Genomic DNA, 23,056 nt, shown 5'->3' with positions numbered 1-23,056 from the left:
ACCGGGGATGCCCAGACCTGGGCCGGCACGTGGAGGTACGGCCATCGAAAGCCAGAACAACGGCGAGTCGCCCGGCGTGTCGTCGCCCGGGACAGCCGCCGACCACTCCGGCGTCGCCGCCATCCGCTCGGTGCTGCGCATCCGGCCGTTCCGCAGGCTGTGGATCGTCCTCAGCGCCGCCTCCTTCGGCGACTGGCTCGGTCTGCTCGCCACCGCGCTGTTCGCCGCCTCCCAGGTCTCCGGCAGCACCGCCCAGGGCGCCGCGTTCGGCGGTGTGACAGCGATCCGGCTGCTCCCGGCGCTGGTGCTCGGCCCGGTGGCGGGCGTGTTCGCCGACCGGTTCGACCGCCGGTGGACGATGGTCATCTGCGACCTGCTGCGCTTCGTGCTGTTCGCCTCGATCCCGCTCTACGCGCTGACCGGCGCCGCCGGCGGGCTGGTGGTCGGCTGGGCGCTGATCGCCACGTTCCTGATCGAGTCGATCACGCTGATGTGGATCCCGGCCAAGGAAGCGGCGGTTCCCAACCTCATCCCGCGTACCCGGCTGGAAGCGGCGAACCAGCTCACGCTGATCACCACCTACGGCCTCACGCCGGTGGCCGCGGCCATCGCGCTGGCCGTGCTGGACCGCGGCGTCCGCGGCGCGGTCGGCGGCGACCTGCCGAACTGGGCCGAGCCGGCCCAGCTCGCGCTCTGGTTCAACGCGTTCTCCCGGCTGGCCACCGCGCTCGTGGTGGCGTTCGGGATCAAGGAGATCAGCCACGCCCAGCGCGGCGAGGCCGAGCGCTCCGAGCAGAGCATGTTCCGGCAGTTCTCCGAGGGCTGGAAGTACATCGGCCAGACCCCGCTCGTCCGCGGCCTGGTGCTGGGCATCTTCGGCGCGTTCGCCGGCGGCGGCATCGTGGTCGGCACGGCCAAGTTCTTCGCCAACTCGCTCGGCGCCGGTGACGCCGCGTTCTCGCTGCTCTTCGGCGCGATCTTCGTCGGCCTGGCGCTCGGCATCGGCCTCGGTCCGATGATCGTGCGGGACATGTCCCGCCGCCGCTGGTTCGGCATGAGCATCGTGCTCGCCAGCGCCTCGGTGCTGGTGCTCGCGTTCGCCATCCACCTGTCGATGGCCATCCTCGGCGCGATCCTGGTCGGCGCGGGCGCCGGCATGGCGTTCCTGGCCGGCACCACGCTGCTCGGCGGCGAGGTCGCCGACGAGGTACGCGGCCGGGTCTTCGCGGTGGTGCAGATCGGCACCCGGCTGGTGCTGATCCTCGCCATCGCGCTCAGCAGCCTCCTGGTCGGCGTCGGCGGCTCCCGCCAGCTCACCATCGCCGACCTGGGCATCTCCATCTCCTCGACCCGCCTGCTGCTGCTCGCCGCCGGCGCGGCCGGCATCATCGCCGGCATCAGCGCGTTCGGCCAGATGGACGACAAGAAGGGCGTGCCGGTCCTCGCCGACCTGTGGGGCTCGATCCGGGGCCGCCCGCTGATGCCGGCCGAGCCGTTCGTCTCCAGCGGTCTCTTCGTGGTCTTCGAGGGCGGCGAGGGCGCCGGCAAGTCCACCCAGCTCGCCGTGCTCGCCGAGCGCCTGCGCGCGCAGGGGCGGGACGTGGTGGTCACCCGCGAGCCGGGTGCCACGCCGGTCGGTGAGCGGATCCGCTCGCTGGTGCTGGACACCGGCACGGACGAGGCGCCGTCGCCGCGCGCCGAGGCGCTGCTCTACGCCGCCGACCGGGCGCACCACGTCGCGACTGTCGTCCGCCCGGCGCTCGTGCGCGGCGCGGTGGTGATCAGTGACCGGTACGTCGACTCGTCACTGGCCTACCAGGGCGCCGGCCGGACACTGCCGGTGGACGAGGTCTCCTGGCTCTCGTCCTGGGCCACCGGCGGGCTCAAGCCCGATCTGGTGGTGCTGCTCGACGTCGAGCCGCGTACCGGCCTGAGCCGGGTGGAGACGCGCAACGAGGGGGCCGACCGGCTGGAGGCCGAGTCGCTGACGTTCCACGAGCGCGTCCGGTACGCCTTCCTCGACCTGGCCGCCGGTGACCCGAAGCGTTACCTCGTGCTCGACGCGTCCCGGCCGGTGGACGAGATCGCCGACGCGGTGGCCCGCCGGGTGGGTGAGCTCCTCGCCGACCCGGGCGGGATCGTGCACCCGCGTCCGGCGCAGGGCCCGGACACCTCGGTCCAGCCTGAGTTATCCGACGCGGAGCTGGTGACGATGGAGCAACCCCGAAGATGACCGACGTCTTCGGCGATCTGGTCGGGCAGGACGAGGCGGTGGACACGCTGCGGCGGGCCGCCGCCTCGGCCGCCGCGCTGCTGCGCGCCGCCGTGCCCGTCGCGGCCGGCGCGCCGGCGGGCGGGTACGACGACCTCGACGCGCTCGCCGAGGAGCTCGACGGCACCGACGCCGACTCAGGTCCGGCACCCGCCGCTGAAGCCGATCCCGGCGCCGGGATGACCCACGCCTGGATCTTCACCGGGCCGCCCGGATCCGGCCGGTCGGTGGCCGCCCGCGCGTTCGCCGCCGCCCTGCAGTGCGTGCACGGCACCGGATGCGGCAGCTGCCCCGGCTGCCACACCACGCTCACCGGCACGCACGCCGACGTGCGCCTCGTCGTCCCGGACGGGCTCTCCATCGGTGTCGGCGAGATGCGCGCGCTGGTGCTCAGGGCGGCGAGCACGCCGTCCGGTGGCCGGTGGCAGGTAGTGATCATCGAGGACGCCGACCGGCTCACCGAGGCCGCCGGCAACGCGCTGCTCAAGGCGATCGAGGAGCCGCCGCCGCGTACCGTCTTCCTGCTCTGCGCCCCGTCCACCCACCCCGACGACATCTCCGTGACCATCCGGTCGCGCTGCCGCGTCGTACCGCTGCGCCAGCCGCCGCCGGCCGCGGTGGCCGAGGTGCTGGTCCGCCGGGACGGCATCGCGCCGGACGTGGCCGAGTGGGCCGCGGCGGCCGCGCAGGGGCACGTGGGCCGGGCCCGGCGGCTGGCCCGCGACCCGGAGGCCCGGCAGCGGCGCGACGCGGTGCTGGCCGTGCCGCGCCGGCTGACCGGCGTGGGCGCGGCGTTCGACGCCGCCTCGGCGCTGATCGAGGCCGCCGAGGCGGAGGCCGCCGCCTCGGTCGTCGAGATCGACGAGGCGGAGCGTACGGCGTTGCAGACCGCGCTCGGTGCGGGCGGCACCGGCCGGGGCGCGGCCGGCGCCATGCGCGGCGCGGCCGGCCAGCTCAAAGACCTGGAAAAACGGCAGAAGTCGCGGGCCACCCGTGCCCAGCGGGACGCGCTCGACCGGGCGCTTGTCGACCTGGCCGGGTTCTACCGCGATGCGCTCACCATGGCGTTGCGGGCGCCGGTCGCCCCGGTGCACACCGACACCGCGGCGCTGGCCGGCGCGGGCGCGCAGAAGTGGGACGCCGAGGGCTCGCTGCGCCGCCTGGAGGCGGTGCTGGAGTGCCGGGCGGCGATCGAGGCGAACGTCAAGCCGCGAATCGCGGTGGAGGCGATGATGCTCGCCCTCTGGCGCGGCTGACCCACGCCCGCTCCACGCTGTCCACAGGGCATCGACACGCGCGATTGGCGTGCGGTACGGTCCCCGGTGATGCCGCCGTGATCGAGGCGGCACGCTCAGTGATGCTGGGGCCGACCGGCCGGGAGGAGTCCGCCGATGCCGCGGGGCGAGATCGACGAGGCCTGGATCGAGGAGGCGGTGCGGCGCTACCGCCGCATCGAGAACCTGCAGGCCGAGTTCGACCAGGCGGTGGCCACTGTCGAGGTCACCGTCCGCTCGCCCGACGGCCTTGTCGAGGTGGTGGTGACAGCCGGTGGGCGCATCACCGACGTGCGTTTCCTCGGGCCGCTGCATCACCGCAGCCCACGTGACGTGGCCGGGTCGGTGCAGGCGGCGGTCACCGCCGCCGCCGACGCGGCGCAGTGGGCGCGGGAGAAGCTGCACAACGAGACGTTCGCGGCCTACCGGCCGCTGGCGGGAGCCTGACATGGAGACGCTGCGCGCCCTGGCCGCCCGCCTCGACGAGGCCGGCGCGACCCTCGCCACGCTGGCCCGCACGGTCACCGCCACCGACCCGCCGCACCCCGCGTTCGGCGCGCACGCCGCCGGCCGGCCCGGTGAGGTGGGCCGCGCGCTGCACCGGCAGTGGACCGCCGCCACCGCCGACCGGGCGCGCGAGGCACAGGCTGCCGCCGTCCGGCTGGCCGCCGCCGCGGCCGCGCTGCGCAGCGCCGCCGACCGCTATGCCGCCGCCGACGACGGCGTGGCCCGGCGGCTGGCCCGGGAGGCCTGATGGACGCGCTCGACCGCCTCGCGGAGCCGGGGCTCGACCTGCTCGCCCGCGTCGACACGCTGCTCGCCGCCGGCGCACCCGAGGGCCACCGCCTCTGGCCGCTGCTGCGCCGCATGCAGGTGCTCCCCGGCGCGGCCGTGCGCGAGTTCCTCGACCTGCACCCCGCGCCGCTGACCGACGCCGGCCACGCCGTGCGCCGGCTCGTCCGGGGGTACGACGACACCTGCGCCCTGCTCGGCGACCAGGTCGCCTGGTCCGGCGCCGCCGCGTCGGCGTACGACGAGGCGCGCGCAACACTGCTCCGGCACCTGGACGAGGGGCCGGAGAGCCTGGTCGGGCGGCTGGAGTCGACGGCGAGTTACGCGGACGCGCTGGCCGGCTGGGTGGAGGGCAGCCGGGTCGCGCTGGCCCGCGCGCTGGCCGAGGTGCTGGGTTCGTCCGAGGCGGTCGCCGTGCACGCGGCGACCCGGCCCGGCGTCCACGCCGGACCGGCCGGGGCGTCGGCCGCGGCCGAGATCGCCACCCGGATCCTGGGCGTGCTCGGAGTCGCCTACGACGGCGCCGAGACGCTGCTGCGTCAGTGGGGGCCGAGCCTCGCCGAGACGGTCTGGCGGGATCGGCCGGCGGTCGCGCCGCACTACGGCGGCACCACCCGAATCGGCTACTGACGGTCCACGGCGCCGCGCGCCGGACCGGCCGTGGCCGGGCAACGGCGGCGACGCCGTGGACTTCCCCTGCACCCCCCGCAGGTATGTCTTCACTCAACGCTGTCGGCAGACGCTTGTCCCGGCGGCGGGCGAGGTTTCAGCCGTCCGGGCGAGGCGAAGGGGCGATTCGGCCGGGTCGACGGAGCCGATCGCCGCTGTCGGTGACCGTACGGCGACCGCCCGCCGTACGGCGGGCCCCGATCCGCGTAGGGTGGGGCGCATGGGCATGCTCTGCGCGGTCAGTTTCAACCGGTACGGGCGCCTCTACTACCTCGACCCGGGCGAGCTGCGCCCGCAGGTGGGCGACCGGGTGCTGGTGCCCACCGACGAGGGGCCCGAGGTGGCCGAGTGCGTCTGGGCGGCCCAGTGGGTCACCGAGGACACCGACGGATTCCCGAAACTCGCCGGGCTCGCCGAGGACGACGATCTGCGCCGCGACGAGATGCTGCGCCGGCGCAAGGCCGAGGCGAAGGTGGCCGCCAAGCGGCTGATCCGCGAACACGGCCTGCCGATGAAGGTGGTAGCCGTCGACCACGTCCTGGCCACGCCGGAGAACGGCAGCGACCGCACCACCATCTACTTCACCGCGCCGCACCGGGTCGACTTCCGTTCCCTGGTCCGTGACCTGGGCGCCACCCTGCACTGCCGGGTCGAGCTGCGGCAGCTGTCCGCCCGCGACTCGGCACGGGTGCAGGGCGGCATCGGCTCCTGCGGGCGTGACCTGTGCTGCGCCACGTTCCTGACCGACTTCGAGCCGGTGACCATCCGGATGGCGAAGGACCAGGACCTGCCGCTCAACCCCCTGCGCATCTCCGGCGCGTGCGGGCGGCTGATGTGCTGCCTGAAGTACGAGCACCCGCTGTACCAGAAGTTCCAGGAGACGGCCCCCGCGGTCGGCAGCCGGGTGTCCACGCCGCAGGGTGAGGGCAAGGTGGTCGGCCACAGCGTCCCGCGCGACGCGGTGACGGTCCGCCTGGACGCCGACGGCTCCCGCTCGATGTGCTCCCGCGCGTCGGTCTGCGGCCCCAGACAGGCCCACGACCAGCACTACCCCCAGCCCTGACCGCTGCCCGCCCCTTCGGCGGCGATCAGGGGTCAGCGGATGACGATCGGGGGTTCGGCCAGGCGGGGGGTCAGCGGGGCCTTCGGGGTCAGCCAGGAGGCGGTGGGGGACTGGTCGGGGTTGAGCTGCCAGTCGTGGGACACCTTGTCCACGGCGATCGGGTAGATCGTCAACGTGCCGTCCGGGTCGATCCGGAACCGCAGGAACGCCTTCGAGTCCTCGATGCCCTGGGCGGCGAACAACTCGTTCAGGTTGACCCCGAACGCGCCGGCCACCAGCAGGTACAGCGCGACGAGCTGGCTGGCGACCAGACCGCTCACCGGCCCGTAGAGCACCGCTGCGGCGACCGCCGGCAGCGGCCACGGCCAGTCGTAGAACGGCAGCTGCAACCAGACCCACGTGCCGCCGGCGGCGAGAGCTATCTGGGCCAGTCCGTGCGCCACCCCGAGGATCCAGTGGCGGGCGTGCCGCTTCCCGCCCGCCGTCGGCGGCTTGGCGAAGAACACCGCGCCCATCATCGCCACCACCAGCATGATCGCCAGCGGCACGCTGAACAGGCGCTGCTCGGTGGTGCCCACCCGCTGCACCGCCACGCCGGCCATGGCCAGCATCAGCAGCGTGTGCAGGGTGCCGAGCAGCGTGGTGAAGCCCGGATTGCGGAACGGCAGCCGGGCGAAGATGCCCCAGCCGTACCGGCGGGAGCGCGCCTTGTCCGGGTAGCGCGCGGCCAGGTCGTACTCCCGGGTGTTGCTGGCCCGCCGGGTCAGCGTGTCACGCGGCGGCACCTCCAGCTTCTCCGGCAGCCGGTGCGTGGGGTAGAGGTAGGCGCCGCCACCGCCGCACGTGACGAGCTGCCGGTCCGTCCCGGCGTAACGGGCGTAGTGGTGCAGGTCGCCGGAGACCAGCACCCGCACCTGCGCGCCGGTCGGCGCGACGAGGGTACGGATGAAGTAGTCGATCGAGTCGTACGCGTTGGGGTGGTCCACGGCCTTGACCCACGTCGGCGCCGGCACCGCCAGGATCACCTTGGACTCCGGGGTGAGCTTGCGGGCCACCTCGTCGAAGTAGGTGAGCTGCGGGTCGTCCAGGTACGAGCCGGACTGGTCGTCGAGGCCGAGCAGCCACCAGCCGGCCGGCAGCTCGACCGCGAAGTACGAGCGGGACTGGCCGGTGCCCCAGCCGCCGAAGTGCCGGTCCCGGGTCCGCACGAACAGCCGCAGGAACGCCGTCAGCCCGTCGTACCAGTCGTGGTTACCCGGCACCGCGAACAGCGTCGGCTTCTCCGGCGGAGCAACCGGCAGCGCGGACTGGTACGGGCCCTTGCAGCGGTCCTCGTACGCCTCGTAGCCCGCCGCCGGGTAGACCTGGTCACCACCCATCACCAGCGTCTGCGCCCGCGGAAGCCGGTGCCCGTCCACCGTCAGCTCCGGCTGGGCGAGCAGGTACGCCACCGAGTACGTGGCGTCGAAGCCGTCACCCAGGTCGGCCACGTAGTCGAGCCAGAGCCCGCCGTCCGGCCCGACCTGCCGGAACGTGCCGTCGCCGAACGCGTTCTGCAGCTCGCGCTTGTCCAGGTACGCCCCGAACAGCATCGCCAGCAGCGTACGCAGGCCGGTGCTGATCAACAGCAGCGGCGCGAGCCAGGGCACCGGCCGGCGCGGGGTGAAGCCCAACTCCTGCGGGTCGATCTTGCGGGGGCGGCGGGTGGCGCGCTCGCCGGGATGCGCCTCGGGGGCCGCTGGCCGCGGCGGTTCGTCGGTCACCCGCCGCAGGGTAGTCGGGACGCGGCGCGAAGTCTCTCCCGTGACGGGGCGGACGTGGCTCGGTGTCCGGGTTCGGAGGCGGGGGGATCCGGTTCGGCTTCGGCCGGGGAGTGCCGTACACTTTACGATCGTTGCCGCCTTAGCTCAGTCGGCTAGAGCGACGCACTCGTAATGCGTAGGTCGACGGTTCGATTCCGTCAGGCGGCTCGGTGAGGCGAAGGCCCGCCACCAGGCGAAGCAGCCCGGGGGCGGGGCCTTCCCATCGACCGCCCCATGATCGACAGTGTACGGAACCGTGTACCTCAGCTCGGATGCGCCGGCCCGTCCAGACCGCCGAGGTCCTCCAGGACGTCCGTGTACACCCGCCAGTAGAGGTCATTCTGGCCCGACGGATCCCCGACGTCCGTCCGCCACCGGCCCCTCGCCCGGTCGTCGACGCGCGGCATCGACGGCACCGCCCGATCCTGCCGCCCCTGCGGAGCGGCAACCGGCGCGCGGGCGTGCAGCTCCTCGACCCGGGCGAGCAGGTGCGCGATGTCCCGCCGGCTCGCTGCCCGGTCCCGCTGCGACCGCCAGCCGGACGCCCCCACGACGCCCAACGCGACGAGCAGCGGGTAGATGCCCGTCGGCGCGTCGAGAGGCGTGGTCGCGTCGACGACCAGGCCGACGACCGCCACAGTGGAGGCCACGCAGGTCAGGACGATGTAGCGGACCTCGGTGCGAGTCGACGGCTGCGGTCGGTGCGGCTGTTGACGTTCGGTCCCCCAGTGATCATTCATAGCGACGCAGTGTGCCGTTACCACTACGTGACACCGCAAGGATCTCGGCCGATATTACAGATGATGAATGAGCGGTGACGTGCAAGTTGCACGCCGCGTCGATCGGACGATTAGCTGTCCGGCCCCTCCACATAGACCCCCGCACCGGGCACCCCGTACGTCAGGCCGCGCTCCTTCAACCGGCGGTGCACTTCCGCGATCGTCCCAACGGACACCGAATACAGATCCGCCAGCTCCCGCATCGACGGCAACTTCGAATGCGCCGGGTACTCGCCCGAGGCGATCCGCTCGGCCAGATCCGAGACGATCTGATCATTCGTCATCCGACGGGCGGGGACCATTTTGTGCGCGTTCTCCTGGCTCTGGGGCCCCGGAATTGCACCATGCGAATACTCGGACGGCAATGACCTGGAACGCACCCCTGTACATCTTGGACAGGTTGCATAGGCTGCACAGGGTGACCCTCTAATACGGGAGAGTGATCATCCGGTGCGCGACTACTACCGGCACGCGAACCCGCCACCCGTCCCCGACGGCGACACCATCCCCCAGCCCGCACCCGACCCGGATCCGCTGCCGCCCGTCAGCTGGGCCGAACGACGGTGGGCCCTCCTGTTCCTCGCCATCACCGTCGGCGCCATCGTCTACGGGACGCTGCGGTGAGCCGCCTCGACGAACCCGTCGACCGGCCCTTCCTGGTCGAGGTCGCCGCGCTCGTCGACGCCGCTCACCGTCCCCGCGACGACGGCCGGCCGCCGCGCGGCTGCATCAACTGCACGCCTGCCGGCTGCGAGCGGGTCGCCTGGGCCGCGCCGATCCTCGCCGCGCACCGGCGGCGGCGGGCCGCGGCGTGTCGGCGCTGACACCGGCCCGCTGTCTCGGCTGCGCCATGGCTAGCGGCGTGCACCGCTGCGCCGGGCCGGCGGAGCTGCTGCCGTACGGCGGCTACTGCGGCTGCCGGCTGCCGTACTGCGGGCCCACCCCTACCGAGCCTCGACCCGACGCTCGGCGTCAGCGGGCGGCGAGACGTGCGCCGATGTCGTACGGTACGCAAACATGAACTGGCGTTCGATCATCGTCACTGGCCTCGCGCTTCTGTTCGTGCTCTTCTGCACGGGGGTCCTCGGCCTGTCGGCCGCATCGCAGATGGGCCGTTGACTTGACGGCCGCTCGTATGGTGCCGCCATGAACCGAACACCCATAGTGATCAGTGCAGTGGCGGCGATCGCGTTCGGCCTGGGTATCGCGGTGGCCGCCGTCATCTTGGACGGCGGCGATCGGGGGGTGCCTGCCCCGGCGGCGACCGGCCCGGCCCCGGCCACGGCCTCGGCCGGCGCGAAGCCTGCGGACCCGTACGCGGTCTACCTGAAGCTCGCGCCGAAGAACGCGCCGAAGCTGTCCCGGGAGGACGCTCAGGCCCGGGCTGTGCTCGGCTGCGGTCAGGAGTGGGCGCCGGGCACGGTGGACGCCGCGCTGGCGAAGGCGTACGCGGGGCTGTGCGAGGGGCGGTAGCTACTGCTGCTTGGCCGGGCGGCCTGGTCCGCGGCCTGTGCCGGTGCGCTTGCGGTGGGCGGTGACCCGGCGGCGTACCTCGTGGGCGGTCACGCCGGCGCGGTCGGCGACCTGGTCTTCGGGCTGGGTGTCGCGGGCCTCGGCGATGGCGGCGTCCATCTCGGCGGCGAGTGCGGTCTTGAGGGCTGGGGCGAGGGCGTGCAGTGCCTGGTAGCGGTCGAGGGGGTCGGTGGTCGTCGAGGCGGCGGTGAGCTGTTCGGTGAGGGTCCGGAGCGTCTCCATGCCAGAAATTCTACACCACCCTGTTGCGCGGAATGCTAGGGCAGTGTAGAATTTAGGTACAGGCAAGCGAGAGGGAGACGGAAATGGCGAAGGACATCAAGACCGCGACGGACACCTACACCTACACCTGGACCCCCGGCTCCGACCTGTGCAGCACCGAGATCCACGCCACCGAGCCCACCTGCGGCGACTGCGAGGACAACGGCCCGTGCGCCGACTGCGGCGGCCAGGTCGCCGGCCCGGACAGCCTGATCTGCGTCGAGAACGGCGAGGTGGTGCACCGGGGGTGCAGCCCGCAGCGGGCGGCGGACCGCTGGGTCGACTACTACTGAGGGGGCCGGGGGCTCCGGCCCCCTCTCCGCAAGGTCAACTTCGCAAGGTCAACTTCTCGGCCTCGATCGGCTACCCCGAGCACAACGACGCCCCCGCCAGGTCGGCGGGGGCGTTCGCGTTCCCGGGTCAGCCGCTGAACTCGCGCCGGTCGCCCGGCCGGACCGCCGCCAGCCGGCGGCCAGCCTCGTCGCGCGGATCCGACAGCGGCGTCACCACCGACTGGAGGTACACGCCGGACACAGCGACCGCGACGGCCTGGACCAGCAGCAGCCACAGGATGACCGTGGCGGGCAGCAGATCGGCCAGGCCGGCGAACCCGGTCACGGCGCCGAGACCAGCGAGGGTCATCGTGATGATCAGGACAGGGCGGGGACGACGGTCCATCATGCCTCCTAGTTGGTGATCTTCGGGATGATGCCGACCGCCAGCGCGGCCAGCGCGACCAGCAGCGACGCCGCGGGCAGCGGCCACATCCGCGCCTCCACCGCCCGCAGCCGCTGCTCGTGGTCCTTCACGTCCTGCGCGATGGCCTGCTGCTGCTCGATCAGGACGTCTACGCGGCCGGTCAGCCGCACGACGGCGTCGTAGATCTCCCGGCCCGTAATCCGCACGGCCAACGGGTCGCCTAGCGGGTCGGGGCTCGGCATCGTCACGACGCCGGGACGGCCAGGCCGGCGAGGACCTCGCGGATCGCGGCGACCAGCTCCGCCCGGCTGACCGGGCCGGACACCCGGGCGGCCACCGCCGCGGCGAGCTCGTCGACGTCGACCGGCTCCGGCCGGGGCAGCTCGGCCAGCAGCGCCCGCACCTCGTCGGGGTTGGCCGCCTCCCGGGCGATGGCCTCACCCAGCGCCCGCTGCCCCGCGTACACCGGCGCCAGCAGCTTCGCGACCGCGTCGCCGACCTGCCGGCCGTACGGGTCCGGCCGGGCTGCGGCCTTGGTCAGCGCGGTGTGGATGCCTCGCTCCACGGCCGCCTCGATCTCCTTGATCGTGGGCATGTCGTCCTCCTGCTCGATCAGGCCGATGCTGGCCAGGTAGCGGCGGAACAGCGGCGTGAGGTCACGCCCCGCCTTGGTGGAGTCACGGAAGAAGCTGAAGTGCGTGTGGTACAGGTGCGAGCTGTCGCCGGAGGTGCGCTTCCCGAGCCGGTCCCAGCGCCGCACAGTCCGGCCGTCCGGGCTGTAGATGATCTCCCGGATGTCGCGGGTGTCCGGCGCGTTCGCCTCGCACTGCCGCACCATCCACGTCGAGAACGTCCGCAGGTTGTGGGTGGAACCGCCGGAGCGGATCGAGAACGTGCCGACGTCCAGCGCCGACGCCCACTGCGCCAGGCCGGTACGGTCCCGCGCCGACTCGACCACGGAGTAGTCCCGCGACACCACCCGGTCCGAGCCGCAGTGGTAGCCGCCCCGGTGCGCCGGGTCGCCGACGATGCCGACGGCGGCGCCGGACAGGCCGTGGTCGCCGAGGTGCTCCAGCAGCAGCCGGCGCACGTCGAGCAGGGACTTCGGAGCGGTGGTGGCCACCGGTGCCTCCTCCAGGGTGATGGTCTGCCAGGTCCGCTGTTCGTCCGGCCAGGCGGTGAGGTCCCACTCGTCCTTGTGGAACCACGCCACGGTCAGCCCACCGTCCGCCGCGATCGCGGTGACCATGTCCCGCATCCACGCCTGGCGGCCGGTCCCGTCGCGGTCGCCGGGGACGCGGGTCGCGCCGAGCTCGGCGACCAGGTACGGCAGCCCGGTCCGGCCGGCGATGTCCCGGGGGATCGAGAGCAGGTCGTCGGGGCGGCGGTAGGACGAGCCGTTGTTGTAGATGTCCCAGCCGTGCGCGTCGACGTCCGCAGTGACGAGCCACCGCAGGTCACCCGGGTTGGCCTGCCACCAGTAGCGGGTGTAGACCGGCACCAGCCACACCCGGTCCCGCGCCGGATGGTCGGCGAGCGCGGCGACCAGCTCGGCCCACCGCGCGTGGAACACCTCGGGGACCGGGTCGCCCGCCGACGGGCCCTGCTCGGGCTCGTGCGCGTACGTCAGGATCAGCCGCCGCCCGGCCGGCATCTGGTCCAGCCAGGCCCGGACCCCGGCGAGGTCCCACGTTTTGAAGGAGACGTGCGGCAGCACCTGGTCGCCGAGCGGGCCGAGGACCGGCCCGCTCCACGATGGCAGTGCCTTGCCGGCGCCGACGAAGATCCGGGCGGTGCCGGTCGCCGTGTAGCGGTCCAGCATCTCCGCGACGGTCCGACCACCCGGACACCACCCGATCAGCGTCACGAGATCCTCCGCAGCTGAAGCGTCGAACCGGCCTTGAGGATCGCCGAGGTGCCCGCGCCAGCCGTGTTCTGCGCCCACCGAACCTTCAGGTTCCCGCCGGACAAGCTGGTCACCAACGTGCCGCGCATCAACGCGGTCAGCTGGTTGCTGACGCCGCCGCCGCCGAGCACGAACGTCTGATCGTTGACGGGCGCCCCGAAGGCGTACGGCTGGATGTCGCCGAACGCGGTCGTCGACCCCGAGGCCAGGCCGAGCATGCCCCATACCATGCTGCCGGACGGCCAGTTGAAGCCGATCTTCGCGTCGTTCGCGGTGGGTGCCTCGTAGAACAGCAGCGCCTCGACGTCGTACTGGGCCCCGGCGATCACCGGCACCGACAGTGTGTCGATGAGGTTGGTCGTGTTGGTCCGGGTGACGTCGGCGGCGAGCCGGTCAGTGATCGGCGCCAGCGCGTTCAGCCGCGCCGGCGTGAGCCGCATCCCCGACAGGATCTGAATGGCCACGGTTCCTCCTTCCTCACAGGGCGGCGACGGCAGGCCGCCACACGTCCACCTCGGTGCCGGACGGCCAGGCCGCCGACACGCCGTTGACCGCCCGGGCGGTGACGGTCGCGGTCTGCGGGCTGACCGTGCCGGCGATCGCGGACACGGTCACCCGCTCCTCACCGACCCGCAGGTCCAGGGGGAAATCGGCCGCGTCCGTCGTCCACAACCCGTTCGCCGCCGTCGACGCCAGGGACAGCGACAGGCCGCCCGCGGTGACCGCCGCGGCGAGCGTGCCGCCGTCCATCGGCACCCGCGCGTCCCCGTCGGCGGTGGCCACGTCGTAGGGCAGGGCGGGCACGCCGGTGAACGCGATCGACCACAGGAACTCGCTGATCGTCTCGGTGTAGCCGGTCACCAGCGTGCGGACGTCCCCGGCCGCCCACACGGGTAGACCGGTCACCTCGAGCACGTCGCCGGTGTCCACGGCGAGCAGCGCGTCCAGCGCGGCCGGGGCAGCCTGCCAGGCCGGGGCGGCCAGCTGGACACCCAGCGACGGGTAGCGGGGCCGGTCGACCGTGCCGAGGTGCAGCCGCCAGCCGGCCTGGTCGCCGAGCTGGTCGTCGCCGAGCAGGTTCAGCTCCGGGGCTGTCTGGTAGACGCCGACGCCGGTCGGCGGCGGCACCGCGGCGAGCGGCCCATCCGACTGCACGAGGCGCACCTGCGAGCCGTCGGTGCGCTTCACGGTCACGTCGTTGCGGACGGCGTCGAGGTCGTCGACGGGCGCGAACGGTGGCGTCAGGGCCAGCTGCCCGGTGTAGACGATCGGCACCGGGGTCTGGTTGTAGAGGGAGTCGCGGGGCCGGTACGCCAGCCCCAGCACGGTCCGGTCCTCGTAGAGGTAGCCGCCGTCGACCTCGATCGCCTCGTCGAGCAGCTCCCGGAACGTGCCGGCAGCCTGCCAGCCCATCCGCTGCACCGCCTCGACCGGGACGGCCGGCATGGAAAAGGGGATGCCCTGCTCGGCGCTCAGCCGGGCCAACCGGTCGGTGGATGCCTCCCGCCAGTACGACAGGCCGGCCCCGTACACCAGCACCCCGTACGCATCGGTGGAGGTGTACTGCACGGCCGCTGGCGTGCCCGTCGACGCCCACACCGCCAGGTGCCCGAACGGCATGGTGCCGGTGCTGGTCTGCCCGCCGGTGTTGACCCCGACCGAGGCGATCCCGGCCAGGGTGCCCGCCACCGACCCGGTAACGATCGTGACGTACGACGCGCGGATCGTCGCGCCGTCCTGCCACACGGACAGCTCGTGCTGTACGAACCCGTCCTGCAGACCGAGGTTCTGCAGGACGGTGGTGCGGGCACCAGCGGCGTCGTAGGCGAAGAGTTGGATGCCGAAGTACGGCGACTCGGTCTGCACCAGCTGCCACCGCACGAACGTGCCGCCCGGGGTGGCCACGTCGACCAGGACCACGTCACCGGGGACCGTGTTGTAGTCGGTCAGCGCGTTGACCACGACCGTCCACGCGGCGGCGGTCGCCGCGGTCACGTCGGCCGGCACCGCCGCCGACAAGGACGCCCCGCCCTTCAGGTCAACGACCTGCCCAGTGCCGTACCGGACCGTCTGCGACGCCAGCGACCCCCACGAGTAGTCCGCGACGGCCACGAACTCCGGCGCCGGGCCGGACACGAGCAGCGGCGGATGCCCGGAGATCTCCGACCCCACCTGCGAGGCCGTAGCGCCGTCCTCCATCGGCCAGTACGCCACCGGCCCCGACGCCCGGTAGGCGCGGCGCATCGCCGAGTCCTTCGGCTGCTCACCCTGCCCGGAGCGTTGCAGCACGCCGACGGCTTCCACGTCGACGTACCGGACGGTGCCGTTGGCGTTCCACGACGGCGGCCACGCCGGCACCTCCCCGGCGAACCGGGCCACCAGGGCGCCGGACAGACGGCCGGCCTTCACGCGCAGCGGCGTGTTCCGGCCGAGCAGCCCATACCAGGACCCGGCGGCGTCGCGGGGCGAGTACTTGCGGGACAGGTTGTCCAGCCGCAGCGTGCAGCGGCCCCGCTCGGCCCGGTAGCCCTCCCCGGTCTGGCCGCGGGTGATCGTCACGTCGCCTTGCACGTCGGCGGTGATGTCGACCCAGCCGAGCACCGCCCCCAGGTACAGCTCCACCTGGTAGGCGAACACCTTCGCGGCGGTCATGCGGCCCGCCGGCCGCCGAGGACCACCTGGACGTTCCCGCCGCCGTCCTTGACCGCCCGGCGCAGCACCTCCAGCAGCAGGTCATCGAGCCGCGACCCGGCGGAGTCGATCACCAGCACGGCGGCGCCGCCGGCCTGGCCGCGCGGCACGACTTCCTCACCGGCCAGCGCCATGATCGGCACCTGCTCGCCCGGCCGGCCCGGCACCGTGCCGCCGGTGTGGAACGTCGGCAGCCGCGGCGCCGAGATGCTGCTACCGCCGAGCCCGGGCACCCAGCCCGGCACCGACCAGGACAGCCTGCCGACGGTCGAGTTCCACGCCCGCGACACGGCGTTGAACGCCGACCGGAACGGCGCCGACACCGCCGACGCCACCGACGCGAACGTCTTCTTCACCCGCCCGGGGATCCCCAGCAGGTAGTCCAAGAACTGCCCGGCGAGCCGACCCACCCCGCCCCAGAATCCGGTGAACAGCGACCACCACGCCTTCACCCCAGCAGTGATGACCTTGAACGCCCACGTCCAGCCGCCCACGATCCAGTCGACGACGAACTGCGCCGCCGCCTTGATCGCCGTCCACGTGTACTTCCAGATCGTCTGAAACCACGTCGTCTTCGTCGCCACCCACACGATCGCGGCGATCAGCGCACCCACGGCGAGGACCACCAAGCCGATCGGGTTCGCCGACATCGCCACGTTCCACGCCCACTGCGCCGCGGTCGCGATGCCCGTCGCCGCCGCGCCGGCCAGCTGCGCAGCCTTCGACGCCGTGGTCGCCGCCGCCGCCCGGATCGACGACAGCGACACGGCGTTGTTCGCCATCGCCAGCAGGTTCACCGTGCCGACCAGCCCCAACGCCGCCGTCGACACCGCCTCGATCTCCGACCCCCACCGGGTCAGCGTCGACGGGTCCGCCGCCCGCTGCGCGTCGTTCAGGTTCAGCTGCGCGTCCTTCGCGTCCCGGCCCGCCTGCGCCGCGTCCCGCTGCGCCTGCGACTGGTCCTCGGTGGCCTGCTTCAGGTCGATCTGCGACTGCTCGGCGTCGATCCCCGCCTGCTTCAGGTCCTGCTGCGCCTGGCTGAGGTCGATCGCGGCCTGCCGCGCCTCCACCGAGTTCTTGCCGTGCTCTTTGACCGCCGCGTTGTACTCGGCCTGCGCGGTCTTCGCGTCCAGCGCGGCCTGCTTCTGGTCGATGATCGCCTGCTCGGCGTCCGCGCCGGCCTGCTTCGCGTCGAGCTGCGCCTGGTTCAGGTCGACCTGCGCCTGCCGCAGATCGCCGAGCGCCTGCTCAGCGTCCAGGCCGGCCTGCTCCACGTCGGCCAGGGCGCGGGCCTGCGCCTGCGCCCGATCGGCGCCCCGGTTCTGCAACGCGGCCAACGCGGACACCGTGCCGCCGGCGTCGTCGACGGCCGCAGACATACCGGCGGCGGTCGCGCCGAGCCGCCCCATCCGGTCCGCGTACGCATCGGTGGACTGCCGGGCGGCGTCGCTGCTCTGCGACGCCGCGCGCGCCGCGTCACCGACGGACTCCGTCGACTTGACGGCCTGCGCGGCGGCTTTCTGGAGCTTCCCGGCGTCACCGGCGAAGGTGAGGGTAACGGCGTTGCCGGCCATCTCAGTCCACCTCCAGCCCGGCGTCGCGGACGACCTTCAGCAGCCCCCGCTCCAGGACGTCCTCGACCCGGCTGCGGTTGGCGTGGAAGGCGGGGTACACGTACCGGCCGCCCTTCTTGAAGTCCCGCTTCGGCGGCCGGCCCTTGACCCGGCCCTCACCGCCGTAGTCCAGCCACGGCACGTACGGCGCCCGCGACGACCCGGCCGACACCCGAGTCGCCGTGCGCGTCGACTTGGCCTTCACCGACGCCTGCGCCCGCCCGGACACCCGCGGCATCATCGGGCGGGCCGCGTCGACCACGATGTTCGCGGCCTCGTTGTGCGCCAGCCGCAGCTGCTTCGGAGCCTCACCGTCGACGCGGCGCAGGGCCCGCGCGAACTGCGCCAGGCCCTCCACCTGAATCGGCTCCGTCACCGCCCACCCGCCTTCAGCCGCTCCAGCGCGGCCCGCTGGTTCTTCCGGGCGTAGTAGACGCCCCACTGCACGAACTCGTCGTTGCTCATCTGCTCGCGCAGCTCGGCGACCGTGCGGCCCAGCTGCGCGGCGAGGAAGAACTCGAACTCCAGCGCCGGATCGTCATCCAGCGCTTTTGTACGCCTCCTTCTGCGCCAGCCCGGCGATCCCGGACAGCTCGTTCACCGTCTCGTTCAGCAGCTGGATCTCCCCGAACGACGCGACCTCGAACAGCCGGCGCACCTCGTCGACCGTCAGCTGCGGGTCGACCAGCGCCCACGCGAGGGCCTGCGCCTCCATGTCCTTGCCGTCGTTGACGCCCTCGCCGATGGTCTTCACCTCGACGCGGGTCAGCCCACGCAGCCGCACGACACCGACGCCTTCGAGCTCGACGTCGGTCTCCTTGCAGCGCGGCTTGAACAGCAGTTCCTTGTCCACCAGGTCTCCCTCGATCAGGTCTGCGTCGCGGTGGCGACGTCGCCGGAGTGCGTCAGCTTCAGCGTCCACATCACGTAGTCGGCGACCGGGTGCGTCTCCTTGTACTCGCCGACCAGCACCTCGACGGTCCGCTCCGGCAGGCCCGTGCCAGTGCCCTCCGGCCGGTACACCAGCTCGACGTTCGTGCCCACCAGCGGCTCGATCACCGCACGCGGCCCGGTCACCGCCGTGTTGTCGTACTTCCCGGACAGGTCCGTCGACCCGTCACCGAGCCCGCCCTTGTACACGTTGTTGTCGTTGCCGTACGCGGTGAGCTTGTGAGACTCCGGCGACCGGGTCCAGTCGGAGTCGTTCAGGTACTGCGACAGGTCGTTGTCGTCCAACAGGACGACCGTCTTCTTGCTGTGCACCTCGGCCATGGCCCTACTCGCCTTCTCCGCTGATCTCCAGGTGGAACATCCCCGCCAGGTAGTCGACGCCCGCATACGAGACGACGTCGAACTCCGCCCACACCACCCGCACGGCGGTCAGCGCGGTGTACGTGTGCTCTTCCACGGCGGCCTTCACGCTCTTCGGCCCGGACCCTGCGGCGTACTCGGCGATCGCCCGCCGTGTCTCCGGCTTCGTCGGATTCGCCAGCAGCACCAGCAGCGGCCAGTCCGGGACGACGTCCCGGCCACGCTGGTAGGTGTTGTCGAAGTCGACCCGCTCCGGCAGCGGCACCAACCCAAACGGCGGGGCGACCCGCTGCACACCCCACTCCGGCACGTTCAGGCCGAGGGTCTTCAGAGCGTCGCCCAGCTCCCCGGCCACCTTGTCGAGGTCCACGGGTCAGCCCACCCTGCGGCGCCGGGCCAGGCCGGCGAGGGTCGTTGACACGTCCGGGTCCAGGCGGGCGAGCAGCCGCAGCTCCGACCCGTTCTCCGGGCTGCCCGCGATCCCGTACGGCGAGTCCCGCCGCGACGACCACCGCGACACCTGCAACTTCGTCGCGCCGACCACCTGCGCGGGTACCTCCGTCCAGCCGAACACGGCGGCCACGATCACCGGGCCGTCCGGGTAGTCGGCGAACCCGAGCCGCTCGTACGGCCGGCCGTCCAGCACGGCGTTGTCGGGCAGCAGCGTTGCCCCCGAGCTGGCTAGCGCGGTACCGCCGACGGTCATCCCCGTGACGTCCTGCACGTCGTCGATCTCCAGCAGCCACAGCCCGGACACCACGTCGTAGACGGCCGGGCGCCGGTACGTGCGGGCGGTCAGGGTGTCGACCTGGCCGAACTGGCGGTTGCAGCGCTTGTCGATCGCCCGGGACGCGGCCGTGCACCAGGTCGCCAGGTCCGCCAGGTCGACACCGGGCGCGCGAACGAAGTCCGCCGCCTCGGTGTCGGTCAGGTAGTCAGGCTTCCAGGGCACGGCCGCGTCCCCCTCAGAACTCTCGCCGGTCCGGCCGGAAACGCCGGTCGACACGGGCCAGCGCCGCCGACAGCTCGGCCACCTGCTTGCGCAGCCCGGCCACCTCGGCGCGCAGATGCTCGACACCGTCGGCCACCTGCGCAGCCGTCACCCGCGGCGTCTTCTCGTCCTCAGCCATCTCGTCTCCTACGCCGTCGGGTCGACGCCGCCGCGTCAGGACGTGGTGTAGATGACCTGGCGGACACCGTCGATCCGCGTGTTCGCGAACGCCTTGTAGCCCCAGATCCCGACATCGACGTACGCGACCCGGTACTCGAACTGAAGCCGCTGCGGCGCCGACGCCCAGCCGTGCACGTCGTCCGGGTTGAACAGCCAGCTGTTCTTCGCACCCGTGCCGGCCGCGCCCAGCGCCCACGACGGCACACCCGTCACGCCACCGAGGTCGATGCTGCCCCACCGCGGCGCGGCGGTGCCGGTCGCGTTCTGCGGGCCGATGATCGGGTACAGACGGCGGCCGGTCGAGTCGACGGCGCCGGTGAACGCCCGGTACAGGTTCTGGTGCACCGCGAACGCCCGGAACCGGTGGCCGCCGCGGATGAACTGGAGGTCGGCGTTCGCCGCCCCCCACGCGGCGTCGAGCGCGTCGTCGGCGAGGTCCGTGCCGAGGCTGATGTCCGTCGCGGCGGTCAGCGTGGCGAGGAACGTGCCGGTCGCGCCTTCGAGCTCCTCGTACCACTCCCGCTGCATCTGCCGCCAGATCAGCCCGGACAGCTGCGGGGAGCCGCCCTGCTCCCATGCCTCCCGGGTCACCTCGACCTTCCCGGACAGCGGCGTCGGGGTGATCGTCTGCGAGGTGGCTACGTAGGTGCCCGGCGTCGGCTCGACGCCTTCCGTGTGGTCGCTCACCATGTTCGTGGAGCTGGAGAACTTGGGAACCACGAACGGGGTGGCGTCGTTGATCGTGCCCCGGTTGACGAAGTCCCACAGGGGAGTCGCCTGGTCGAGCTGGTCGACGAACATGTCCGGGCGCTGCCGGGCGGGGTTGAGCGCCGCCGCGTCGGCCTTGTCCACGTCGAACTGGGCCTGGCCGAGCTGCGGTCGGGCGGCCATCGCCCCGTCGAACTGCGACCGGACGAACGCCTGCGCCCGCTCCAGCGCCTCCACGTCGCCACGAGAACCGGCGATCAGGTCCGACGAGAAGTCGTGCGTGCCGCGGGTGAGGTTCCCGGCCCGGTCGAACCGGTACGGCAGCTCCTCCCGCACAGACGCGGCGACGGTCCGCCGGGTCGGGTCGACGGTCTGCCGCCGCTCCTCCGGCTCCTGCCGCTGGGCCGGAATCGCTTGCGGCACGCCGAGCAGCGCGCCGAGCTGCCCGGCGCGGATCAGCCCGTCGACCTGCTCGGCGGACAGCGTCAGCGCACCGGCGGGCGTCGCCGGCCGCTCCGGCTGCTGCGGCTGCTGCGCGGCCACCAGCGCCTGGATGGCGCCGGGCCGGGCGAGCAGCGCGGTCAGCTGGTCCTGGTTCAGGGCCACGCCCGCCGGCTGGTTCTCCGGCTGGTTGGCGGGCGGGGCGGTCGGGCACGCCACGCCCTCCGCGTGGACCTGCCCGCAGTGGGTGCACTTCATGGCGTTTCCTTCCGTCCGGCTCGCGGCCACCTTGGTCACGCGAGCGTCGTCGAATGCGGGCATGGGGGTCGACGACGTCTCGCGCCACGTAGCGCGTTTCACGTCGTAGACCTTGTCCTTCTCGTTCCACTCGACGTCGCCCGACTCCGGGTCCATCGAGAAGTCCACGCCGATGCTGAGGCCGTCGTACAGGCCGTGCTGCGCGTCGTACAGCAGCTGGTCGCGCTCGATCTTCGCCGGGCTGCCCTCCGGCCCGTCGAGGACCTTCAGCTTCACGATCGGACCGCGCCGGGTCTCGTCCACCGACGTGTGCACGCCGACCGGGGTGTAGTGGTCCTTCAGGTGCTTGATCCGGGACAGGTTGTTCGCGTCGTACTCCAGCGACCCGGGCAGGAACCGGAACCGCATCCCGTACTTGCTCGCGATCTTGTTGTACGGCACGGCCAGGCCGGTGATCGTCCGCCGCTCGACGTCGACCGTCGCAGGCTCCACCGCCCCGAAGTCGGCGACGTCGAACGTCATCGCCGGGCCCTGCTCGTCGGCGAACGTCACCGCCGCCGGCCGGTCCGCCTCCGCACCCGTCTGCGCGTCGGACTGGTCGCCGCCCGGGTCGACGGGCGCCGGGGCCGGCCGGGCGGCGGCCCGGGTCACGACGTCCGCCGAGATCCCGGCCTGCTCGCCGATCCACTTCTCGTCCACCACGCCCATCTCCTTCAAGCCCTTCCAATAGGCGATCAGGCCGGCCGGGTCCGGCTTCAGGTAGTCGGACAAGTCGAACCGGACGACGTGCCCGCGCCGGGTCACGTCACCCATCGACAGCCGCTGCGTGATCGCCTGCATGAACGGCGAATACGTCTCGTTGATCTTCGACGTGCGGCGGTCCTGCGCGTTGAAGTACGTCCGCGACGTTGTGCTGATGCCCAGGTCCTCCGGGTCCACCCCGAGCCCGTTCGCGATCTCCAGCGTGGCCTGCTGCTGAAGCTGCACCAGCTGGATCTCCACCGGCGACGGCGTAGCCACGTCGACCCGCTTCACGTTCCCCGGGATCCACCCGGTACCGCCGGCCTTCCGCGCCGCCCGCCACTCCGCGAGGAACGCGTCGATCTCCTCGTCCTCCATCGGATCCACCGACGGGTCATCCGTGTCCGTGAAGTAGTCCGTCGGCCGCGGGTTGTCCGCGTACGTGGAGGCCAGCTTGTCCAGCAGCAACGCCCGCCGGATCGCCCGCGCGTTCGCCGTCAGCAGCCCCGGGTTCGGCGAGTCGAACCGGATCAGCTTGTCGACCGGCGTCGGCTCCCCATCGACCCACACGACCTTCACGCCACGCGGGTCCACGCCGGACGGGACCGGGTTCACCGCCCCGGTCGGCGCGGTGAGGCTCACCGTGCGCACGTCGAGGTGCCGGGCGGCGAGGGGATAGCCGGCGAAGTCCTGCGCCGTGATCAGCCACCACGAGATCCCGTCGAACGCCAGATCCTCGATCGTCTGCGACAGCGTCACCACGTTCGCCACATCCGGGTCGATCTGCGCCAGGAACGAGCTATGGACAATGTCCAGGCCCTTGTACTGCACGAGCGGCAGCGTCGCGATCGAACAGAGCGAGTTGCGGCCCCGCTGCACCGCCGCCACCGACAGGGCCTGCTCTCGCGACACCCGGCCCGGCGTACCGGCCTTCATCTCGGCGATCACCCGGTCCACCGGCCGCGGCGCCGAATCGAACTCGGCGACCGGCGGCAGCTCCAGAGCGATCGGCTTCGGCAGGGACAGCAACTCCCGAAGCTGCTGCCCCGCCACCGAGATCCACCCCACGGCC

General features: G+C 72.6%; 27 protein-coding genes and 1 tRNA gene. 11 read left to right on the top strand and 17 right to left on the bottom strand.

Annotated elements, in window-relative coordinates; translation table 11 throughout:
- The first annotated feature begins 7 nt into the window (after nt 1-7).
- The 6 genes from tmk to KBX43_RS11465 all read left to right on the top strand — a co-directional run bounded on the left by tmk (nt 8) and on the right by KBX43_RS11465 (nt 6,070).
- On the top strand, nt 8-2,233 hold the full coding sequence (gene tmk / locus KBX43_RS11490; protein ID WP_247677326.1) for a dTMP kinase: 2,226 nt from the start codon (nt 8-10) through the stop codon (nt 2,231-2,233).
- On the top strand, nt 2,230-3,528 hold the full coding sequence (locus KBX43_RS11485) for a DNA polymerase III subunit delta' (protein ID WP_113972180.1): 1,299 nt from the start codon (nt 2,230-2,232) through the stop codon (nt 3,526-3,528). The genes tmk and KBX43_RS11485 overlap by 4 nt, the downstream gene beginning before the upstream one ends.
- 135 nt (nt 3,529-3,663) lie before the next feature.
- The gene (locus KBX43_RS11480) at nt 3,664-3,993 is read left to right on the top strand and encodes a YbaB/EbfC family nucleoid-associated protein (protein ID WP_013473591.1); all 330 of its coding nucleotides are present in this window, start codon (nt 3,664-3,666) and stop codon (nt 3,991-3,993) included.
- 1 nt (nt 3,994) lies between these two features.
- Entirely contained in the window at nt 3,995-4,300 is a 306-nt protein-coding gene (locus tag KBX43_RS11475; protein WP_030503764.1) for a hypothetical protein, read from the top strand.
- Nucleotides 4,300-4,968: a hypothetical protein gene (locus KBX43_RS11470; protein WP_064448457.1), complete on the top strand. Its 669-nt coding sequence runs from the start codon at nt 4,300-4,302 to the stop codon at nt 4,966-4,968. The genes KBX43_RS11475 and KBX43_RS11470 overlap by 1 nt, the downstream gene beginning before the upstream one ends.
- A 259-nt stretch (nt 4,969-5,227) precedes the next feature.
- Nucleotides 5,228-6,070: a regulatory iron-sulfur-containing complex subunit RicT gene (locus tag KBX43_RS11465; protein ID WP_043327224.1), complete on the top strand. Its 843-nt coding sequence runs from the start codon at nt 5,228-5,230 to the stop codon at nt 6,068-6,070.
- 32 nt (nt 6,071-6,102) lie between these two features.
- Here KBX43_RS11465 and KBX43_RS11460 read toward each other — a convergent pair whose 3' ends face one another.
- A complete protein-coding gene (locus KBX43_RS11460; RefSeq protein ID WP_210884347.1) occupies nt 6,103-7,833 on the bottom strand; it encodes a metallophosphoesterase in 1,731 nt (576 codons plus the stop codon).
- Between the two features lie 133 nt (nt 7,834-7,966).
- Between KBX43_RS11460 and KBX43_RS11455 the strand changes: the two genes are divergently transcribed.
- Nucleotides 7,967-8,040 (top strand) — tRNA-Thr (locus KBX43_RS11455).
- 95 nt (nt 8,041-8,135) lie between these two features.
- Here the strand turns inward: KBX43_RS11455 and KBX43_RS11450 are convergent.
- Both KBX43_RS11450 and KBX43_RS11445 read right to left on the bottom strand, forming a co-directional pair.
- Nucleotides 8,136-8,612: a hypothetical protein gene (locus tag KBX43_RS11450; RefSeq protein WP_210884345.1), complete on the bottom strand. Its 477-nt coding sequence runs from the start codon at nt 8,610-8,612 to the stop codon at nt 8,136-8,138.
- A gap of 110 nt (nt 8,613-8,722) precedes the next feature.
- Nucleotides 8,723-8,935, bottom strand: a complete 213-nt coding sequence (locus KBX43_RS11445) for a winged helix-turn-helix domain-containing protein (protein WP_247677325.1) — start codon at nt 8,933-8,935, stop codon at nt 8,723-8,725.
- A gap of 166 nt (nt 8,936-9,101) precedes the next feature.
- Here KBX43_RS11445 and KBX43_RS11440 point away from each other — a divergent pair, with 166 nt between their 5' ends.
- The 3 genes from KBX43_RS11440 to KBX43_RS11430 all read left to right on the top strand — a co-directional run bounded on the left by KBX43_RS11440 (nt 9,102) and on the right by KBX43_RS11430 (nt 10,124).
- Nucleotides 9,102-9,275, top strand: coding sequence for a hypothetical protein (locus KBX43_RS11440; protein ID WP_210884343.1), 174 nt, complete (start codon nt 9,102-9,104; stop codon nt 9,273-9,275).
- The gene (locus KBX43_RS11435; protein ID WP_210884342.1) at nt 9,272-9,475 is read left to right on the top strand and encodes a hypothetical protein; all 204 of its coding nucleotides are present in this window, start codon (nt 9,272-9,274) and stop codon (nt 9,473-9,475) included. Before KBX43_RS11440 ends, KBX43_RS11435 begins: the two co-directional genes overlap by 4 nt.
- 322 nt (nt 9,476-9,797) lie before the next feature.
- Nucleotides 9,798-10,124 (top strand): hypothetical protein, encoded by a 327-nt coding sequence (locus KBX43_RS11430; RefSeq protein ID WP_210884341.1) that lies wholly within the window; start codon nt 9,798-9,800, stop codon nt 10,122-10,124.
- Here the strand turns inward: KBX43_RS11430 and KBX43_RS11425 are convergent, their stop codons facing one another.
- Nucleotides 10,125-10,406: a hypothetical protein gene (locus tag KBX43_RS11425; protein WP_210884340.1), complete on the bottom strand. Its 282-nt coding sequence runs from the start codon at nt 10,404-10,406 to the stop codon at nt 10,125-10,127.
- Between the two features lie 83 nt (nt 10,407-10,489).
- On the opposite strand from KBX43_RS11425, the gene KBX43_RS11420 reads away from it, so the two are divergent.
- A complete protein-coding gene (locus KBX43_RS11420) occupies nt 10,490-10,738 on the top strand; it encodes a hypothetical protein (RefSeq protein WP_210884339.1) in 249 nt (82 codons plus the stop codon).
- Nucleotides 10,739-10,865: 127 nt separating this feature from the next.
- On the opposite strand, the gene KBX43_RS11415 is transcribed toward KBX43_RS11420, so the two are convergent.
- From KBX43_RS11415 to KBX43_RS11355, 13 genes are all read right to left on the bottom strand, one after another.
- Entirely contained in the window at nt 10,866-11,123 is a 258-nt protein-coding gene (locus KBX43_RS11415) for a hypothetical protein (RefSeq protein ID WP_247677324.1), read from the bottom strand.
- An 8-nt stretch (nt 11,124-11,131) separates the two neighbouring features.
- Complete coding sequence (locus KBX43_RS11410; RefSeq protein WP_210884337.1) at nt 11,132-11,356, bottom strand: hypothetical protein; 225 nt, start codon at nt 11,354-11,356, stop codon at nt 11,132-11,134.
- 32 nt (nt 11,357-11,388) lie between these two features.
- Complete coding sequence (locus KBX43_RS31495; RefSeq protein WP_247677323.1) at nt 11,389-13,011, bottom strand: hypothetical protein; 1,623 nt, start codon at nt 13,009-13,011, stop codon at nt 11,389-11,391.
- Nucleotides 13,008-13,514, bottom strand: a complete 507-nt coding sequence (locus tag KBX43_RS11400; RefSeq protein WP_210884335.1) for a hypothetical protein — start codon at nt 13,512-13,514, stop codon at nt 13,008-13,010. The genes KBX43_RS31495 and KBX43_RS11400 overlap by 4 nt, the downstream gene beginning before the upstream one ends.
- A gap of 13 nt (nt 13,515-13,527) precedes the next feature.
- Nucleotides 13,528-15,702, bottom strand: a complete 2,175-nt coding sequence (locus KBX43_RS11395; RefSeq protein WP_210884333.1) for a hypothetical protein — start codon at nt 15,700-15,702, stop codon at nt 13,528-13,530.
- Entirely contained in the window at nt 15,699-17,315 is a 1,617-nt protein-coding gene (locus KBX43_RS11390) for a hypothetical protein (RefSeq protein ID WP_210884332.1), read from the bottom strand. The genes KBX43_RS11395 and KBX43_RS11390 overlap by 4 nt, the downstream gene beginning before the upstream one ends.
- Nucleotide 17,316: 1 nt before the next feature.
- Nucleotides 17,317-17,730: an HK97 gp10 family phage protein gene (locus KBX43_RS11385; RefSeq protein ID WP_210884331.1), complete on the bottom strand. Its 414-nt coding sequence runs from the start codon at nt 17,728-17,730 to the stop codon at nt 17,317-17,319.
- Between the two features lie 162 nt (nt 17,731-17,892).
- On the bottom strand, nt 17,893-18,207 hold the full coding sequence (locus KBX43_RS11380; protein ID WP_210884329.1) for a hypothetical protein: 315 nt from the start codon (nt 18,205-18,207) through the stop codon (nt 17,893-17,895).
- Between the two features lie 14 nt (nt 18,208-18,221).
- A complete protein-coding gene (locus tag KBX43_RS11375; protein WP_210884327.1) occupies nt 18,222-18,626 on the bottom strand; it encodes a hypothetical protein in 405 nt (134 codons plus the stop codon).
- A gap of 4 nt (nt 18,627-18,630) precedes the next feature.
- The gene (locus KBX43_RS11370; RefSeq protein ID WP_210884322.1) at nt 18,631-19,035 is read right to left on the bottom strand and encodes a hypothetical protein; all 405 of its coding nucleotides are present in this window, start codon (nt 19,033-19,035) and stop codon (nt 18,631-18,633) included.
- A gap of 3 nt (nt 19,036-19,038) precedes the next feature.
- Nucleotides 19,039-19,617, bottom strand: a complete 579-nt coding sequence (locus KBX43_RS11365) for a hypothetical protein (protein ID WP_210884320.1) — start codon at nt 19,615-19,617, stop codon at nt 19,039-19,041.
- Between the two features lie 13 nt (nt 19,618-19,630).
- A complete protein-coding gene (locus tag KBX43_RS11360) occupies nt 19,631-19,795 on the bottom strand; it encodes a hypothetical protein (protein ID WP_210884318.1) in 165 nt (54 codons plus the stop codon).
- A gap of 35 nt (nt 19,796-19,830) precedes the next feature.
- Entirely contained in the window at nt 19,831-23,052 is a 3,222-nt protein-coding gene (locus KBX43_RS11355) for a phage portal protein (protein ID WP_210884316.1), read from the bottom strand.
- Between the last annotated feature and the right edge of the window lie 4 nt (nt 23,053-23,056).

The organism is Micromonospora sp. C41, from assembly GCF_018070485.1.
Lineage (GTDB): Bacteria > Actinomycetota > Actinomycetes > Mycobacteriales > Micromonosporaceae > Micromonospora > Micromonospora chalcea.
The sequence above is the reverse complement of the archived record's forward strand: the minus strand, read 5'-3'. Positions and strand labels throughout refer to the sequence as shown.